The organism is Amycolatopsis sp. NPDC050768 (assembly GCF_040654155.1).
Lineage (GTDB): Bacteria > Actinomycetota > Actinomycetes > Mycobacteriales > Pseudonocardiaceae > Amycolatopsis.
Genome location: NZ_JBFAHL010000015.1, coordinates 41,999 through 57,396 on the forward strand (window position 1 = coordinate 41,999; position 15,398 = coordinate 57,396).

A 15,398-nucleotide genomic window follows, 5' to 3' on the forward strand; every position below is an offset into this window, starting at 1 on the left:
ATTGACAGGCACCTGTCGAAAGGGGAACGGCATGGAGATGCCACGAAGAGGCGACGCGCACGAGGCACTGGGCGCGCTGGTCGGGGACTGGGCGGGCGTTGAGGAGCTCGCGGCGTCGCCATGGGCGCCCGCGGCCACCGCGAAGGCCACAGCCAGTTACCGAGCCGCGCTGGACGGGTTCGCGGTGGTGCAGGAGTACGTCCAGACGCGCGAGGACGGCAGCAACTTCCTGGGCCACAACGTTTTCACCGTCGACCCGGCCACGCAGGAAACGCTCTGGTACGGCTTCGACAGCTACGGCTTCCCGCCCGGCGAGCCCGGCCGCGGTGGGTGGCGCGAAGGGACCCTCCACCTCGAGAAGCGCACCCCGCGTGGCGTCGCGTGGCATCGGCTCCAACCGGAAGGCGACACACTCATCCACGAGATCGACGTGAAGATGGGCGACGCCGCGGAGTTCAGCCCGTTCCTCCGAGCCCGCTACGCACGTACGCGGTAAGAAGGGGCATGAGTGAGTCGACCACCCAGGCCAACGGCGTAACCCTCTGCCACGAGGAGTTCGGCGCCGCGACGGCCCCGCCGCTGGTGCTGATCATGGGCCTCGCCGCGCCGATGACCTGGTGGGACGACGACTTCTGCGAGCAGCTCGCCGGCCGGGGCTTCCGCGTGGTCCGCTTCGACAACCGCGACGCCGGGCGCTCGCAGCGCATGTCCGGGCGCGCCGACGTCGTGCGCGCCTACCTGCTGCGCGCGGCGCCGTACTCGGTGGCCGACATGGCCGACGACACCGCCGGCCTGCTCGACGCCCTCGGCATCGAGCGCGCCCACGTCGTCGGCGCGTCGCTGGGCGGCATGATCGCGCAGACGCTCGCCATCCGGCACCCGGGCCGCGTCCGGTCGCTGACGTCGATCATGTCCACCACCGGCAACCGCCTGATCGGCCACCCGAGCCCGCGCGCCGCTGCGTCGATGCTGGCGCCGCAGCCGCGCAGCCGCGAGGAGTACGTCGAGCTGCTGGTCAAGACGTTCCGCCTCATCGGCTCCCCCGGCTACCCCTTCGACGAGAAACGCATCCGCGAACGCGCCGAACGCACCTTCGACCGCGGCGTCAACCCGGGCGGCGCCGCGCGCCAGCTCGCCGCGATCCTCTCGACCCGCGACCGCACGGCCGCCCTGCGCCGCCTCGCCCTCCCGTCCCTCGTCATCCACGGCGCGCGCGACCCGCTCGTCCACGTCTCCGGCGGCCGCGCCACGGCCCGCGCTCTTCGCGCCGACCTCGACGTCGTCCCGGGCATGGGCCACGACCTGCCGGAACCCGTGTGGCCCCGCGTGCTGGACGGCATCGCGCGGGTGGCGGCACAGGCCTGACTCACTGCGCCACCAACCCACCGTCCACGGCCCACGCCTGCCCCGTCACGAAGGACGCCCGGTCGGACAGCAGTCAGGCCACCGCCTTTCACTGCTGAAGACCGGCTGCAGGAGCTTGCGCAGCCGGCGGCCCCGCGAGCCTCGACGGCCGCGCGAACCTCGTCTGTCCTGTATGGACACTCGGATCGGGCACGAGGTGCGCCCGTGCGCGTTGTCGGCGGTGCCTAGAGCGTGATCACACCCAGGTGCGTGAAGTGCGTGGCCAGCCGGAAATCGGGACGGACCTCGACCGGTTCGATGAGGCCATCGGTCATCACGAGCAGGCCTTCCTCCGCGTCGACACCGGCCAGCGCCTGCGCCGGGTGGCCCACCGCGGCCCCCGTAGCCGTGTCCACGATCTGGCCGTCGACTTCCAGCAGCACGGCTTCCAGCGTGAGGTCGAGTCCGTCCGGCGAGACCCCGACGCGGCCGAGCCGGACGGCCGTGACGGCACCGTCGTCGAGCAGCGCAACGCCGCCGTACACGCGCGAGACGGCTTCGAGCGCGGTCACCCCGGGACCCACCACACCCTGAACCAGCCGGAAAACCAGCACCGGCTGCACCCGCATCCCGGCGGCCACGGGAGCCGTGAGCATCTCGTCCGTCAACAGCACGCGTCCTCCTCGGCCGCGAACACCGCGGTCACACTGCCGAGCCCGGCCATCGTCGCGACGACCGTGTCCCCCGGCCCCACCGGAAACGCGCGCGTCATCGATCCCGGCAGCACCACGTGCCCCGGCTCCAGCGTCACGCCGAGCGGGCCGACGGTGTTGGCCAGCCACACGAGCGCGTTCACCGGCGAACCCAGCACGGCGCCGCCGGCGCCGGTCGCGGCGAGCGTGCCGTTCACGTGCAGGGTGCAGCCGGTGAGCCGTAGGTCCACGTCAGCCAGGGCCGTAGGGCGGCTGCCGAGCAGGACACCGCCGGACGAGGCGTTGTCGGCGATCGTGTCGAACAGCGAAATGCGCCAGTCGCGGATGCGCGAGTCGACGATCTCCAGCGCCGGCAGCACGAAGTCGACGGCACGCACGGCGTCGGCCACCGTCACACCCGGCCCACGCAGGGGCGCGCCGAGTACGAACGCGACCTCCGGCTCGATCCGCGGCTGCAGGAACAGGCCCGCGGGGATGGGCTGGTGTTCGAGGTGGAACATCGAGGCGGTGAGGTGACCGTAGTCGGGCTGGTCCACGCCCATCTGCCGCTGCATCGCGGCCGACGCGAGCCCCACCTTGTGACCGCGCACGACGTCGCCGGCCTCGACCCAGCGGCGCACGAGCTCGAGCTGGATCCGGTAGGCGTCCTCGGCCGTCCCACCCGCGAACGGCTCGACGGGCTCGCGCCGTTCGTGGGCCCGGACCAGGCTGTCGACGACTTCGCGCAGGTGCTCCACGCCGTCGAACTCTCCCGGACCGGCCGGTGCCGACCAAGGCGTTCGTTCCGCTGGACGGCACGCCGAAATATCTCGCGAAGAAACTTCTTGCGCGCGAGAGATTGGGAGAGTAGGTTTTGAAGCATCAGCCCCAGAGAGGACGTGACCGGAAATGGCACCAACCGAGACAGACGTCGCGAAGCTCACCGAAGCCCGCGACCAGCTGCGGGACAAGCACCTCCACCCGGCCGCCGTCCGGCCCACGACCGCGGGCCGCGGCATCCACCACACCGCGCTGCTCTCCAGTGACGTCGAGCGGACGATCAACTTCTACCAGGACGTGCTCGGCTTCCCGCTCACCGAACTGATCGAGAACCGGGACTACCCGGGCTCCAGCCACTTCTTCTTCGACGTCGGCAACGGCAACGCGGTCGCCTTCTTCGACCTGCCGGGTCTCGACCTCGGCCCGTACGCGGAGGTCCTCGGCGGCCTGCACCACCTCGCGCTCTCGCTGACGCCGGAGAACTGGGCCGGCGCGCGCGACCGCCTCGACAAGGCGGGCGTGAAGTACCTGGAGGAGAGCGGCACGTCCATCTACTTCACCGACCCCGACGGCGCGCGTATCGAGCTCATCGCCGACAACCTCGGTGAGATGTACGGCTCGAAGATCGGCTGACGCGGAATCCTCCTCTTTCGAACGGCGTTCAACCGACATGCAACCTGAAGAAATCCTCGCGAACGCCACGACGATCGCGGTGGTCGGCCTGAGCCGCGACCCGGCGAAGGCCGCGCACGGGGTGCCGGCCACGCTGCAGGCCCACGGTTTCCGCATCATCCCCGTGCACCCGTCGGCCACAGAGCTGCTCGGCGAGAAGGTCTACCGGTCCCTGAAGGACATCCCGGAGCCGGTGGACCTCGTCGACGTCTTCCGCCCGGCCGCCGAGGCCCCGGGGATCGCGGCCGACGCCGTCGCCATCGGTGCGAAAGCGCTGTGGCTGCAGCAGGGCATCGTCTCCGCCGAGGCGAAGCGCATCGCTGAGGAGGGCGGGCTCGAGTACGTGGAGAACCGCTGCACCGCGGTGGTCCGCGCGGTCGCCGCGATCTCGAAGAACTGATCGCGGCCGGCCTAGGGCATCATCAACGCGTAGCAGCGTCCGCCGGCCGAGGCGCGCTCCTGGCCGGCGAGGCACCGTGACCGACGAACAGCCCCACCACCGCGGCGACCGGGCCGTTTTCGCCGAAGACCTGCGTGCCGACGGGGAACCGGAGGCCGAGTTCAACCCCGGCATCGCCGGGCGGCTGCCGCGGAAGAACGTCGCCGCCGGCGCGCTCGTGCGCGACGATCAGGGCCGGGTGCTGTTCGTCGACCCGACCTACAAGCCGTTCCTGGAGATCCCCGGGGGCATGGTCGAGGACGACGAGTCCCCGCTCGCCGCCTGCCACCGTGAGGTCCGTGAGGAGCTCGGCCTCGAGCTCACGCTGGGGCGGCTGCTGCTCGTCGACTGGATGCCGACCCACGGCGTCTGGCGCGACAGCCTGCAGCTGATCTTCGACGGCGGCACCCTCAGCCGCGCGCAGATCCGGGCCATCGACCCGGCCGGCGACGAGCTCGGCGGCTTCGAGTTCCTGGGCCTGGACGCGGCCAGGCCACGGCTGCGGCCGTCCAAGGCCAGGCGCGTGGCATTGGCGCATCAAGCCCTGCTCTCCGGCGAGACTTGCTACGGAGAGTTCGGCCGCCCAGCGCAGTAGAGCAGCTCAGTTCGGCATCGACTGCGGCCCCGTCGGGACCGACGGCGCCGGGTTGTCGCGGACCTGGACCTGCGCCTGCAGCAGGTCCGCCGTCGTCGCCGGATAGTGCAACGCGCGGTTGTCGCGCGGGTAGCGCGAAGGCTGCCGGTCGAACCGGAACGCCGACGTCAGGTCACCGACCGTACGGCGGCGCCAAGCGCTGATGTGCGGCTCCCGCACGCCGAACCGCGCTTCCAGCAGCCGGATCAACGACGTGTGGTCGAACGTCTCCGAGCTCACGTACCCGCCGGCCGTCCACGGCGACACCACCACGGTCGGCACGCGGAACCCGAGGCCGATCGGCACGCCGCCGACGAACTCGTCCGGCGTGCCGGCGGGCGGGGTCGGCGGGGCGACGTGGTCGAAGTACCCGTCGTTCTCGTCGTAGGTGAGGATGAACGCCGTCTTGGCCCACACGTCCGGGTTGGCGGCGATCGCGTCCAGTTTCGACGCGATGTACTGCGCGCCCGCCGCGGGCATCCAGTTCGGGTGCTCGGTCTGCGCCGAGGGCGCCACCAGCCACGAAACGGCGGGCAGGTTGTCGTTGCGGGCGTCGTACTCGAACCAGCCCGCCGACTTCTTCACCATCGCGTTCTTGTGGAGCGGCGACGACTTCGGCGCGTCCGCGAACTGGCGGAACCAGGCCAGCGCGTTGTCGTCGTAGTTGGCCTCCTCCTGGTAGATCCGCCAGGAAACGCCGGCCTCGGTGAGCCGCTCCGGGTAGGTCTTCCAGGACAGCGCCGGGTTGTCCGACGACATGAAGTTGGTGTTCGCGGGTCCGCCGGCGGTGCCGTGCGGGTCGATCCAGCCGGTCCACATGTAGAGCCGGTTGGGGTTCGTCGGGCCGATCACCGAGCAGTGGTAGTGGTCGCAGACCGTGAACGCCTCGGCGAGCGCGAAGTGGAACGGGATGTCGTCGCGATCGTAGTAGGCCATGGTCTTGGCGCCCTTGGCCTCGATCCAGCGGTCCATCTTCCCGTTGTTCCACGCGGTGTGCTGGTCGGTCCAGTCGTGCGGGAGGCCGGGTGTGGCCTGCGCGCTCGTCTCGCGCGTGTTGTAGCGGAACGGCAGCAGGTAGCCGTCCGGGTGGCCGCTGTAGGGCTGCTGGAAGACGGAGTTGCCGCCGGCGAGTTTCAACGCGTGCGGGTCGGCGAAGCCGCGCACACCGTCCATGGTGCCGAAGTAGTGGTCGAACGAGCGGTTCTCCTGCATCAGGATCACGATGTGCTCGATGTCCTCGAGCCTGCCCGGCCGGCGCGCGGGCTCGGCCAGCGCCTTGCGGACGTTCGCCGGCAGCGCGAGCGATCCGGCGGCTGCCGCGGCGGCCGCGGCAGCGCCCAGAACCCGGCGCCGGGTGAACTCGCTCACGCTCTCACTCCAAAGTGGACGATACGATCGTTTCCCGTGTCCGCCACGAAGATCCGGCCCTGCGCGTCCACGGCCACGCCGAGCGGGAAGCTCAAGGCACCGGGCCCGTCGGTGCCGAACTCGGCGCGGTACGGGCCGGTGGTGCGGAACTGCGCGACCCAGCCGTAGTCGGGGACGGTCACGTACGCGTCGCCCTGGGTGTTGAGCGCGACGCCCGCGGGGTTGGACAGGCCGCCGAACTCGCTGTTCTGGCCGCCGCCGATCGAGCCGATCGCCTTGCCGTCGCCGGAGTAGTGCACGACCGCGACGCTGCCGCTCGCAGCGCGGCCGTTCTGCACGATCCACGCGCCGCCCGCGCCGTCGCTGACGATGCCCTGCGGCGAGCTGACCTTCTCGGTGATGTCGGTGAGCGCCTTGCCCGTGTGGGTGTCGAAGCGGGCCACGCGCTGGTGGCCGGTGTCCGAGACGAGCAGCCGGCCCGCGGTGTCGATGGCGACGCCACGCGGGTTGTCGAGCTTGCCGGCGCCGTACTCGCGCGCGAAGCCGCCCCACCAGGAGTACTGGACAACGCGGTTGTTGCCGGTGTCGGCCACGTAGACGTTGCCCGCGTGGTCCACGGCCACGGCCTGCGGCGCCTTGAACCGGCCGGCGAGTACGCGCACCAGCCGGCCGTCGCGAGTGAAGGCCTGCACGCGGTCGTTGCCGGTGTCGGCGACCCAGACCTGGCCCCGCGCGTCGACCGTGAGGCCGGCCGGGCTGCTGAACTGCGACGGTCCGGGGCCGCTGCGGCCGAACGCGCCCTGGTACACGGGCGGCGGCGTCTGCGGCGTCGGACGTACGACGAAGCGCACGGGTTCGGCGAGCCAGGCGTAGCCGTCGTTCGCGAGGTAGAACGCGAGGTAGTTCCCGGGGCCGAGAGAGCCGGTGGAGAACGAGACGGTGCCGGTCGCGAGCGGGGTGTACTCCCACAGCGTCGACGGGCCGACGTAGGACTGGTCGACGGGACCGCCGCCCGGGTCGGAGTAGAGCCCGACCCAGTTCTTCGGGGTCACCGACGACTGGGGCGTCGTGTAGGTGAAGGTGATCAGCTCGCCCTGCTCCACGGAGGGCGCACTGCTGACCAGGGTGCCGGTAGCCACGGGCACAGCATCCACTGGCACGGTCGTACCAGGAAAGCCGGGGTGGTGGGTGTTCAGGAAGAGTTCGCTCAGGTGACGAGCCGGTAGCCGACCCCGCGCACGGTCTCGATGGTGTGGGTGCCGAACGGGGCGTCGATCTTGCGCCGGAGGTAGCCGACGTAGACCTCGACCACGTTCTCGTCGCCCTCGTAGTGCGCGTCCCAAACGTGACCGAGGATCTCGTTCTTCGTCAGCGCAGCGCCCCGGCGGCGGAGCAGGAACTCGAGCAGACCGAACTCGCGGGCGGTCAGGTCGATCCGCCGCTCTCCCCTGTGGACGGTGCGGGCGGCGGGGTCGAGTTTGAGGTCGCCGGCCGCGAGCACGGCGGGGCGGGCGGGGGCACCTCGTCTGAGCAGGGCCCGAAGGCGGGCGACGAGGACGACGAAGGAGAATGGTTTGGACAGGTAGTCGTCGGCGCCGAGGTCGAACGCGTCGGCCTCGTCGTACTCGCCGTCCTTGGCGGTGAGCATGAGGACGGGCGTCCAATTCTCCCTGGCCCGCAGGCGTTTGAGGACTTCGTAGCCGGAGAGCTCGGGGAGCATGATGTCGAGCACGACGGTGTCGTAGTCGTGCTCGGTGGCCGACCACAGGCCGTCGGGTCCGGTGTGGACGACGTCGACGGTGAACCCCTCCGCGACGAGTCCCCGGCGCAGGGTTTCGGCGAGCTCGCGCTCGTCCTCGACGATCAGCAGCCGCACGGTCAGTCCTCCTCGAGGCAGGGCAGTTTGATCCGGAAGTGCGCACCCGGGTAGCTGGGGTCGGTGACGTCCACATAGGACGCGTGGCCGCCGTGGCGCGCGGCGATGCCCGCGACGATCGGGAGGCCGAGGCCGGTGCCGCCGTGGCCGCGCTGTCGCGAGGCGTCGAGCCGGACGAACCGTTCGAAGACGCGCTCGCGGTCTTCGGGCGCGACGCCGGGGCCGTCGTCGCTGACCTCGACCACGGCGGTGTTTTCGTGGACCCAGCTGGCGATGCGGACGCGTTCGCGGGCGTGGCCGCGGGCGTTGTCGACGAGGTTGCGCACGGCCCGCCTCAGCTGTGCTTCGCTGCCGCGGACTTTGGCCGGCCCGGCACGGACCTCGATCGTGACGGGACCTTCCGCGTGGATGCGCCTGCCCTCGGCGCGGACGATGTCGTCGAGGTCCACTTCGGTCGTGGCGGGGCGGTCGGTGGTGTCGTCGGTGCGGGCGAGCATGAGGAGGTCGTCGACGAGCTCACGCAGGCGCGCGGTTTCCCGGGTGATCACGGGGACGAGCTCACCGGTCGTCTCGGGGTGGCGGCCGGAGACGTCGAGGGCGGTGCTGATCGTCGAGAGTGGACTGCGGAGCTCGTGGCTGGCGTCCGCGACGAACCTGCGTTGCGCGGCTTGGGCGGAGTGCAGCCGGGTGAGCATCTCGTTGAGGGTCACGGCGAGGCGGTGGACCTCGTCGTTGCCGGGTGGCAATGGGACTCTCGCGGCGAGGTCCCTTGTGGACACTTCGGCGACGGTGCGGCGCATACGTTCCACCGGCCGCAGCGCCGCGCCGACGGATCGGTGGACGGCGAATCCGGCGATGGCGAGGACGGGCAGGGAAATCAGGGCCAGCAGAAGGGTGAGCCGGGTTGAGGCTTCGGTGACGGGTTCGAGGGATCTCGCCGAGATGACGGTGTAAGGCCCACCCGGTCCCCTGACGCCTTGGGAAACGACGCGGTAGTCGGCGCCGTCGCCGTTCAGGTCCAGCGGCAGGGTTTCGACGGTTTCCCGGCCGGGCTCGGGCCGGTCCGAGGTCAGGGGCGGATGGCCGGTGATGGCGGGGTCGCCGGCGATGGGCGTGCCGACCTTGTCGAGCACCTGCGTGACAGCCTCGGTGTCGCCGGTGCTGGCGACGTCGCTGGCGGAGAGGTCGCGTGAGCCTTCGCGGACGAGCTGGATGGCGACCTGCCGGCCAGTGCTGCGCGCACTCTCCGTCACGCTACGGTCGAGCGACTCTTCGAGCAGCACGACGACGACCACGCACGCCACCGCGATGGCCAACGCCAGCACCACCACCGCGACGGCCGTGGTCCGCATCCGGACGCCGATCACCGCTCGCACGTACGCAGGGTAACGATTTCCGGGCCGGGTGCCGGCGGCTGTCCTATTCGGACTCGTGAATGATTTGTTAGTCGTCCTAACGATCGGAGGTTGAACCATTCAGGCCAACCTTGACCTGCCGCAATACGAAAGTAGGTCAAGATCTTCCGTCCATACATCCGAGGTGTTAGCGTCCAACCCCGCTTAGCGGAAACACGTGCCGATGAGCGGGAATTTGGGCGAAGGGGCGAACGGCGTGACGGAACGAGGGCTGGACCAGAGCGGCACGCTGGAGCGAGGGCTCGCGGTGCTGGAACACGTGGGGCAGCACCAGGAGATTTCCACCAACGCGATCGCGAGGCAACTGGGGCTCTCGCGAAGCGCGGCGTACCGCATCGTCGGCACCCTCAAGCGGCTCGAATACCTCGAAGCGGACACCGTGACCGGCCGCGTGCGCCTCGGCACGCGGCTCGTCGAGCTCGGCGCCCGCGCGATGGCCGCGACCGACCTGCACCGCTGCGCGCCGCGCTACCTGGCGTCGCTGGCCGAACGTTCGGGCGAGACGACCTACCTCGCCGTGCCCGACAACGACACCATGGTCTACGTCGCGACCGAGCGCAGCGCCAGCGCCGTCACGCTCGCCTGCCGTCTCGGCACGCGCCGCCCCCAGCACGCGACCTCGCTGGGCAAGGCGTGGCTCGCGGCGTTGCCGGAGATGGACCGGGTGGAGCGCGTGCGCCGCATGAAGCTCGACAGCCTCACCCTCAAGACCATCATCGATCCCGGCCGGCTCCTCGACGACCTCGCCCGCACGAGCCGCCGCGGGTGGGCCATCGACGACGTCGAGAACGAGCCTGACGTGGGTTGCGTCGCCGCCGCCGTCCGCGACCACTCCGGGCGGCCCATCGCGGCGATCAGCGTGGCCGGTCCGGCGCCCCGGGTGCTGCGCCGCGTGGAGGAACTGGGCGCGACCGTGGCGGGGACGGCTGCGGCGCTTTCGCTTCGGCTGGGGTACGTCCGGAGCCGGTAGGGCTCCCCGTCTCGTCCCAGCCCAGCTCCGGCTCGGCTTCGGTCCACCCACGACCGACACATCAAGCCGGCTGCCACCGCGACCGGCTCGATCCTCCGCCGGGCTCGTGCCGCGGCAACTCCGCGCACCCCAGCCCGAACCGGCCTGACACACGCCAAACCGGTCGCCGTCGTGACCAGTAGACCCGCCTCACCCCAGGCTCGGCACCGGCCGCAGCCGAAACACCCGCCGCCAGCGTAGGCCGGCTCGGCGTCCGCCGTGGTCGGCAGGAAACGAAACCCCTGGGTCTCCCGGAACCGCCGCCGTCGGGAGGGCCGGACGGATCAGCGAAGGGGCTGACGCGTGACCTGGATCCAGGATTACCAACCGGCGGGCGGGCTGTGGGTGTCCGCGGTGCTCGCCGCGCTGCCGATCATCGTGTTGCTGGTGGCGCTGGGCGTCGTGAAGCTGTCGGCGCACCTGTCGGCGGCGTTGGCGCTCATCACGGCGCTCGGGGTGGCGCTGCTGCTCTACCGGATGCCGGCGGGGCTCGCGCTCGACTCGGCTGTGATGGGCGTGGTCTTCGGCGTGTGGTCCGTGGCGTGGATCGCGTTCCACGCCGTGTACTTCCACAACGTCACGGTGACCACGGGCCGCTTCGACAGCATCAAGCGCGTGCTCGCCGGGTTCAGTGAGGACCGGCGGCTGCAGGCATTGCTGATCGCGTTCAGTTTCGGCGCGCTGCTGGAGGGCGTCGCGGGTGGTGGGTCGCCGATCGCGATCACGGCGGCGATGATGGCGGCGCTCGGCTTCCCACCGGTGAAGGCCGTGGTGCTGGCGTTGCTGGCGAACACCGCGCCGGTGGCTTTCGGAGGGCTCGGCAACCCGTTGATCGTGCTGGGCCGCCTGACCGGGCCGATCATGCACCTCAAGCCGGAAGAGGCGACGGCCGCGTTTTCGTCGATGGTCGGGCGGCAGGTGCCGTTCCTGGCGGTGATCATCCCGGCGTTCCTGATCGTCGTGCTGGCCGGCTGGAAGAAGATGCTGGAGGTCTGGCCCGCCGTCGTCACGGCCGGGCTGGCGTTCGCGCTCATGCAGTTCGCGGCGTCGAACTACATCAGCGCGAGCCTCGTCGACGTGCTCGCCGCCCTCGCCGCGATGGCCGCGCTGTACGTGCTCACGCGGTTCTGGCAGCCGAAGACCGTGTGGCGTTTCGAGGGCGAGGAACCCGTCAAGTCGGCGAGCCTGGGCGCGGCGAAGTCCGAACGCGGTGCGCTCTACGCGTGGATGCCGTACGTGATCCTGATCCTCGCGATCTTCCTGTCGCGCATCGGCACGATCTTCGCGCACCTGCCCGTGTGGTTGGACCTCACGAAGCTGCTGCACAAGGCCGACTGGGTGTTCGCGTGGCCGGGGCTGCACAACCACGTGATCCAGCACGCGCCGATCACACCGAAGGACACGCCGTACGCGGCGACGTTCACCGTCGACTTCCTCTTCTCCCCCGGCACGATCGCACTCATCGCCACGGTGATCGCCGGCTTCGCGATGGGCGCCCGGCCGAAGCAACTGGTGCAGACGTACCGCAGCACGCTGCACCAGATGCGCTGGGCGCTGGCGACGATCTTCATGATCCTCGCGATCGCGTTCGTGATGAACTACTCCGGCGCCACGCAGACGCTCGGCCTCGCGCTGGCCACGACGGGCGTGCTGTTCCCGATCTTCTCCGCCTACATCGGCTGGCTCGGCGTGTTCCTGACCGGCTCCGACGCGTCGACCAACAGCCTTTTCGGGCCCATGCAAGTGATCTCCGCGCAGCAGCTGCACCTCAACCCCGTGCTGGCCGGCGCCACGAACACCTCCGGCGGCGTGATGGGCAAGATGATCTCGCCGCAGAACCTGTCGATCGGCGCGACGGCGATCGGGCAGAGCGGCAAGGAAGGAGCACTGTTGCGCCAGACGTTCCTGTGGTCGCTCGCCCTCACCGCCGTGGTCGGCGTGATCTCACTGCTGCAGGCGACCGTACTCGGTTTCATGATCCCCTGACACGGTTTGCGCGTTTCCCGGCAACCAGTCACCGTCCACTGTGGGCGGTGACTGGGCTGTCCGGATGAAAACCGGACACACCCGGCGCCGCGCGACCTACCGTGGTGCACATGCCACTGACGCTGATCAAAGGCACGTTCCAGCTCCTCGGTGCCGCACCGGACGGCGACTCCGTGCGGTTCTACCCCGACGACCCTTCCGCCACGAAGAAGGCCGGCCTGCGCGTCCGCCTCAACTCCCGCGGCGGTATGCAGCTGCGCCTCGACGCAATCGACGCGCTCGAGACCCACTACCGTCCACGCGGCGGCGAGATGCTGCACCAGCCCGCCGGGCTCGGCGACGCCGCGGCCGACCGGCTCGTGTCACTGCTGGGTTTCACGTCCGTCACGCGGGACGAAGGCGGCGTCGTCACGGCGGCGAAACCGGAGAAAGTCGCGGGGCACATCCTCACGCGCTTCGCCGACAAGTACGGCCGCGCGGTCGCGTTCGCCTTCCCGGGTCAGCGACCCGGCCGTTCGGTGGACGGCAGCGAGGTGTTCCTCGATGCGAAAACGGTGAAGAACTCGGTGAATTTCCAGTTGATTTCGGAGGGTCTCACGTATCCGACGTTCTATTCGCTGTTGTACGTCGATCTGCGCCAGACGCTGGCCGACGCTGCCTCGTCCGCGCGAGCGTCGGGGAGCGGTGTGTGGGCAACGGACGTGACCACTGAGGGTTTTCGGCTCCGGTCTCGGGCTCAGCTGCAGGATGAGCTCGTGCTGCTGCCCAAGCTGTTCCGCCGACTGGCCGATTACCTTGCTCTGGACGAGACGGGCGGCGTCTCGCTGGCCGGCTTCGCCCACTTCCTCGACACGCGCGACGACCGGTTGTTCACCGTCCCGGACGGACAGTCGACGGAGCTCGCGACTCTGGTGGAGGTGAAGCGGCAGACGGTGAAGCTGGTGGTGCCGCCGGAACGGATCGTGTTCGTGGAAGCGTAAACAACGCGAGATCAGCAAGCCGCCGCGCGGTCGAGCAGCAGAGTGCGCTCGCGGGCGTTCCCCGTCATGTCCGCCGCGCGTTCGAACTCCGCCTTCGCTTCGGCCCGACGGCCCAGCTTCACCAGAAAATCCCCCCGGACACTCGGCAGGAGGTGGTAGTTCTTCAACGCCGGCTCGTCCTTCAGCTTGTCCACAAGCTCCAAGCCGGCCTCCGGACCTTCAGCCATCGACACCGCCACCGCCCGGTTCAGCTCGATCACCGGCGAAGGCGTCAGCTGCGCAAGCCCCGTGTACAACGCGGCGATCCGCGCCCAATCCGTTTCCTCCGGCACCCGCGCCCGGGCATGACACGCGGCGATCGCCGCCTGCGCCGAATAGGGCCCGTAAGCACCCTCGGCCAGTTCCTCAGAACGAGCCAACGCCGCAAGCCCACGACGGATCAGCAACTGGTCCCAACGACCCCGATCCTGCTCCATCAACAACACCGGCTCCCCGGACGGCCCGGTCCGCGCGGCCGACCGCGAAGCCTGGATCTCCAGCAGCGCCGCCAACCCGTGGACCTCGGGTTCCGTTGGCATGAGCCCCGTGAGCACGCGGGCCAGCCGGAGGGCGTCTTCGCACAGGGCGGGGCGCAGCCAGTCGTCGCCGTGGGTGGCGGAGTAGCCCTCGTTGAAGATCAGGTAGATGACTTCCAGCACGGACGACAGGCGGGCCATGCGCTCTTCGCCGACGGGGACCTCGAAGGGCACCTTCGCGTCGGCCAGCGATTTCTTCGCGCGTACGATCCGTTGCGCCACAGTGGATTCCTTGACGAGGAACGCGCGGGCGATCTCGTCGGTGGTGAGGCCGCCGAGCATGCGCAGCGTGAGGGCGACGCGCGCCGGTGTGGGCAGCACCGGGTGGCACGCGGTGAAGACCAACCGGAGGATGTCGTCCTCGATGTGTTCCTCGTCGAGGACCGCGTCGAAGTCGTCGAGGTCCGGTTCGAAGACCTGCTGCTCGCGGCCGAGCTCGTCGAGCTTGCGGCCGAACGTCTCGTTGCGGCGGAACTGGTCGATGGCGCGGCGTTTGGCCGTGGTCATCAACCACGCGCCGGGGTTGCGCGGCACGCCGGTCTCCGGCCACTGCTCCAGCGCGGCGACCAGCGCGTCCTGCGCGAGCTCCTCCGCGAGCCCGACGTCGCGCACCATCCGCGCGAGGCCCGCGATCACCCGCGCCGACTCGATCCGCCAGACCGCCTCCACGGCACCGTGCGTCTCCACGGGCCCATCAGACAGGCTGGCCCGCCCGAGAGCAAGCCTCGGGCGGGCGCGGCGTCACGGAACGAGCGGCCTGATCTCGACGACCCCCGCCTGCAGGTCGGGGTTGGGCGCGCGCTTGAGCAGCTCGACGATCTCCGCCACCGACTCCCCCTGCAGGACCCACAGCCCGGCCACGAGCTCCTTCGTCTCCGCGAACGGCCCGTCGACCACCTGCGGCTGCGGCTCGCCGTCGAAGTAGACCAACCGCGCGCCCTTCGAGCTGGGGGCGAGGCCCTCGGCCTGCACGAGGTGCCCCGACGCCGCCAGCTCGTCGTTGAACTTCGACATCTGCGCCATCAGCTCGGCGCTCGGCATGACCCCGGCCTCGGAGTCGGCGTTGGCCTTGACCATCACGAGAAAGCGCATCAGGCGTTCTTCGCCGCTTCCGCGCGCAGCTTCTCCTCGGCCTCACGCAGCTCCGGCGTCAGGTTGTCGCCGAAGTCCTCGGCCTCGGCGATGCGCCGGATCTCGATCTCGTGGTGCGCGCCGTCCGTGTTGGGCACGCGCTTCACCCACTCGATGACCTCTTCCTTCGACTTCACCTGCAGGATCCAGAAGCCGGCCACGAGCTCCTTGCTCTCGGCGAACGGGCCGTCGATCACGGTCGGCTCGGCGTTGCCCGCGAAGCGCACGCGCGCACCCTCCGAGCTCGGCAGGAGCCCCTCACCGGCGAGCATCACGCCCGCCTTCACGAGTTCCTCGTTGAACTTGCCCATCTCGGTGAGCATTTCCGTCGTGGGCACCGAGTTGGCCTCGGACTCTTCGCTCGCCTTCATGATCACCATGAACCGCATTTGGGAGATCCTCTCTTTTCGGTTTTGCCGTCACCCCTGCGTCGAACGGGCGGCCGCTGGATCGACAAGGCGCCCGAACTTTTTTCCCGCGGCCGAAACTAGCAGGTC

General features: G+C 70.0%; 17 protein-coding genes. 8 read left to right on the forward strand and 9 right to left on the reverse strand.

All coding sequences use genetic code 11. From position 1 onward, the window contains the following. Nucleotides 1–31: 31 nt before the first annotated feature. Nucleotides 32–496 carry a DUF1579 family protein gene (locus AB0H62_RS35520; protein WP_220244718.1) on the forward strand — a complete coding sequence of 155 codons (465 nt, stop codon included), beginning with the start codon at nt 32–34 and terminating at the stop codon, nt 494–496. Between the two features lie 8 nt (nt 497–504). Continuing rightward, on the forward strand, nt 505–1,365 hold the full coding sequence (locus tag AB0H62_RS35525; RefSeq protein WP_220244719.1) for an alpha/beta hydrolase: 861 nt from the start codon (nt 505–507) through the stop codon (nt 1,363–1,365). A gap of 224 nt (nt 1,366–1,589) precedes the next feature. Here AB0H62_RS35525 and AB0H62_RS35530 read toward each other — a convergent pair whose 3' ends face one another. After that, a complete protein-coding gene (locus AB0H62_RS35530; RefSeq protein ID WP_220244720.1) occupies nt 1,590–2,018 on the reverse strand; it encodes a hypothetical protein in 429 nt (142 codons plus the stop codon). Next, a complete protein-coding gene (locus AB0H62_RS35535; RefSeq protein WP_220247195.1) occupies nt 2,009–2,785 on the reverse strand; it encodes a 2-keto-4-pentenoate hydratase in 777 nt (258 codons plus the stop codon). The genes AB0H62_RS35530 and AB0H62_RS35535 overlap by 10 nt, the downstream gene beginning before the upstream one ends. A 160-nt stretch (nt 2,786–2,945) precedes the next feature. Here AB0H62_RS35535 and AB0H62_RS35540 point away from each other — a divergent pair, with 160 nt between their 5' ends. The 3 genes from AB0H62_RS35540 (at nt 2,946) to AB0H62_RS35550 (ending at nt 4,522) form a co-directional block, all read left to right on the forward strand. Continuing rightward, nucleotides 2,946–3,449, forward strand: coding sequence for a VOC family protein (locus AB0H62_RS35540; RefSeq protein WP_220244721.1), 504 nt, complete (start codon nt 2,946–2,948; stop codon nt 3,447–3,449). A 37-nt stretch (nt 3,450–3,486) separates the two neighbouring features. Continuing rightward, entirely contained in the window at nt 3,487–3,888 is a 402-nt protein-coding gene (locus AB0H62_RS35545; RefSeq protein ID WP_220244722.1) for a CoA-binding protein, read from the forward strand. Nucleotides 3,889–3,964: 76 nt separating this feature from the next. Beyond that, entirely contained in the window at nt 3,965–4,522 is a 558-nt protein-coding gene (locus AB0H62_RS35550) for an NUDIX hydrolase (protein WP_255638505.1), read from the forward strand. 6 nt (nt 4,523–4,528) lie between these two features. On the opposite strand, the gene AB0H62_RS35555 is transcribed toward AB0H62_RS35550, so the two are convergent. From AB0H62_RS35555 to AB0H62_RS35570, 4 genes are all read right to left on the reverse strand, one after another. Further along, complete coding sequence (locus AB0H62_RS35555) at nt 4,529–5,929, reverse strand: phosphocholine-specific phospholipase C (protein ID WP_220244723.1); 1,401 nt, start codon at nt 5,927–5,929, stop codon at nt 4,529–4,531. Then, entirely contained in the window at nt 5,926–7,068 is a 1,143-nt protein-coding gene (locus AB0H62_RS35560) for an NHL repeat-containing protein (RefSeq protein ID WP_220244724.1), read from the reverse strand. Before AB0H62_RS35560 ends, AB0H62_RS35555 begins: the two co-directional genes overlap by 4 nt. A gap of 68 nt (nt 7,069–7,136) precedes the next feature. Further along, nucleotides 7,137–7,805, reverse strand: a complete 669-nt coding sequence (locus tag AB0H62_RS35565; RefSeq protein ID WP_220244725.1) for a response regulator transcription factor — start codon at nt 7,803–7,805, stop codon at nt 7,137–7,139. 2 nt (nt 7,806–7,807) lie between these two features. Further along, nucleotides 7,808–9,181: a HAMP domain-containing sensor histidine kinase gene (locus AB0H62_RS35570; RefSeq protein WP_360590968.1), complete on the reverse strand. Its 1,374-nt coding sequence runs from the start codon at nt 9,179–9,181 to the stop codon at nt 7,808–7,810. 235 nt (nt 9,182–9,416) lie between these two features. Here AB0H62_RS35570 and AB0H62_RS35575 point away from each other — a divergent pair, with 235 nt between their 5' ends. From AB0H62_RS35575 to AB0H62_RS35585, 3 genes are all read left to right on the forward strand, one after another. Beyond that, on the forward strand, nt 9,417–10,190 hold the full coding sequence (locus tag AB0H62_RS35575) for an IclR family transcriptional regulator (protein ID WP_255638506.1): 774 nt from the start codon (nt 9,417–9,419) through the stop codon (nt 10,188–10,190). Nucleotides 10,191–10,532: 342 nt separating this feature from the next. Then, nucleotides 10,533–12,215, forward strand: a complete 1,683-nt coding sequence (locus tag AB0H62_RS35580; protein WP_360590970.1) for an L-lactate permease — start codon at nt 10,533–10,535, stop codon at nt 12,213–12,215. A gap of 110 nt (nt 12,216–12,325) precedes the next feature. Continuing rightward, entirely contained in the window at nt 12,326–13,195 is an 870-nt protein-coding gene (locus AB0H62_RS35585; protein ID WP_360590972.1) for a nuclease, read from the forward strand. A gap of 11 nt (nt 13,196–13,206) precedes the next feature. On the opposite strand, the gene AB0H62_RS35590 is transcribed toward AB0H62_RS35585, so the two are convergent. The 3 genes from AB0H62_RS35590 to AB0H62_RS35600 are packed head-to-tail and all read right to left on the reverse strand — an operon-like array spanning nt 13,207 to nt 15,290. After that, nucleotides 13,207–14,457 (reverse strand): RNA polymerase sigma factor, encoded by a 1,251-nt coding sequence (locus tag AB0H62_RS35590; protein WP_360590974.1) that lies wholly within the window; start codon nt 14,455–14,457, stop codon nt 13,207–13,209. A gap of 54 nt (nt 14,458–14,511) precedes the next feature. Then, entirely contained in the window at nt 14,512–14,862 is a 351-nt protein-coding gene (locus AB0H62_RS35595; protein ID WP_360590976.1) for a YciI family protein, read from the reverse strand. Further along, nucleotides 14,862–15,290: a YciI family protein gene (locus tag AB0H62_RS35600; RefSeq protein WP_360590977.1), complete on the reverse strand. Its 429-nt coding sequence runs from the start codon at nt 15,288–15,290 to the stop codon at nt 14,862–14,864. Before AB0H62_RS35600 ends, AB0H62_RS35595 begins: the two co-directional genes overlap by 1 nt. Nucleotides 15,291–15,398 lie beyond the last annotated feature (108 nt).

Excerpts from the sequence above, each read along its gene's own strand:
- AB0H62_RS35520 (WP_220244718.1), top strand. The coding sequence starts at position 32 with ATGGAGATGCCACGAAGAGGCGACGCGCACGAGGCACTGGGCGCGCTG.
- AB0H62_RS35525 (WP_220244719.1), top strand. The coding sequence starts at position 505 with ATGAGTGAGTCGACCACCCAGGCCAACGGCGTAACCCTCTGCCACGAG.
- AB0H62_RS35540 (WP_220244721.1), top strand. The coding sequence starts at position 2,946 with ATGGCACCAACCGAGACAGACGTCGCGAAGCTCACCGAAGCCCGCGAC.
- AB0H62_RS35545 (WP_220244722.1), top strand. The coding sequence starts at position 3,487 with ATGCAACCTGAAGAAATCCTCGCGAACGCCACGACGATCGCGGTGGTC.
- AB0H62_RS35585 (WP_360590972.1), top strand. The coding sequence starts at position 12,326 with ATGCCACTGACGCTGATCAAAGGCACGTTCCAGCTCCTCGGTGCCGCA.
- AB0H62_RS35595 (WP_360590976.1), bottom strand. The coding sequence starts at position 14,862 with ATGCGCTTTCTCGTGATGGTCAAGGCCAACGCCGACTCCGAGGCCGGG.
- AB0H62_RS35600 (WP_360590977.1), bottom strand. The coding sequence starts at position 15,290 with ATGCGGTTCATGGTGATCATGAAGGCGAGCGAAGAGTCCGAGGCCAAC.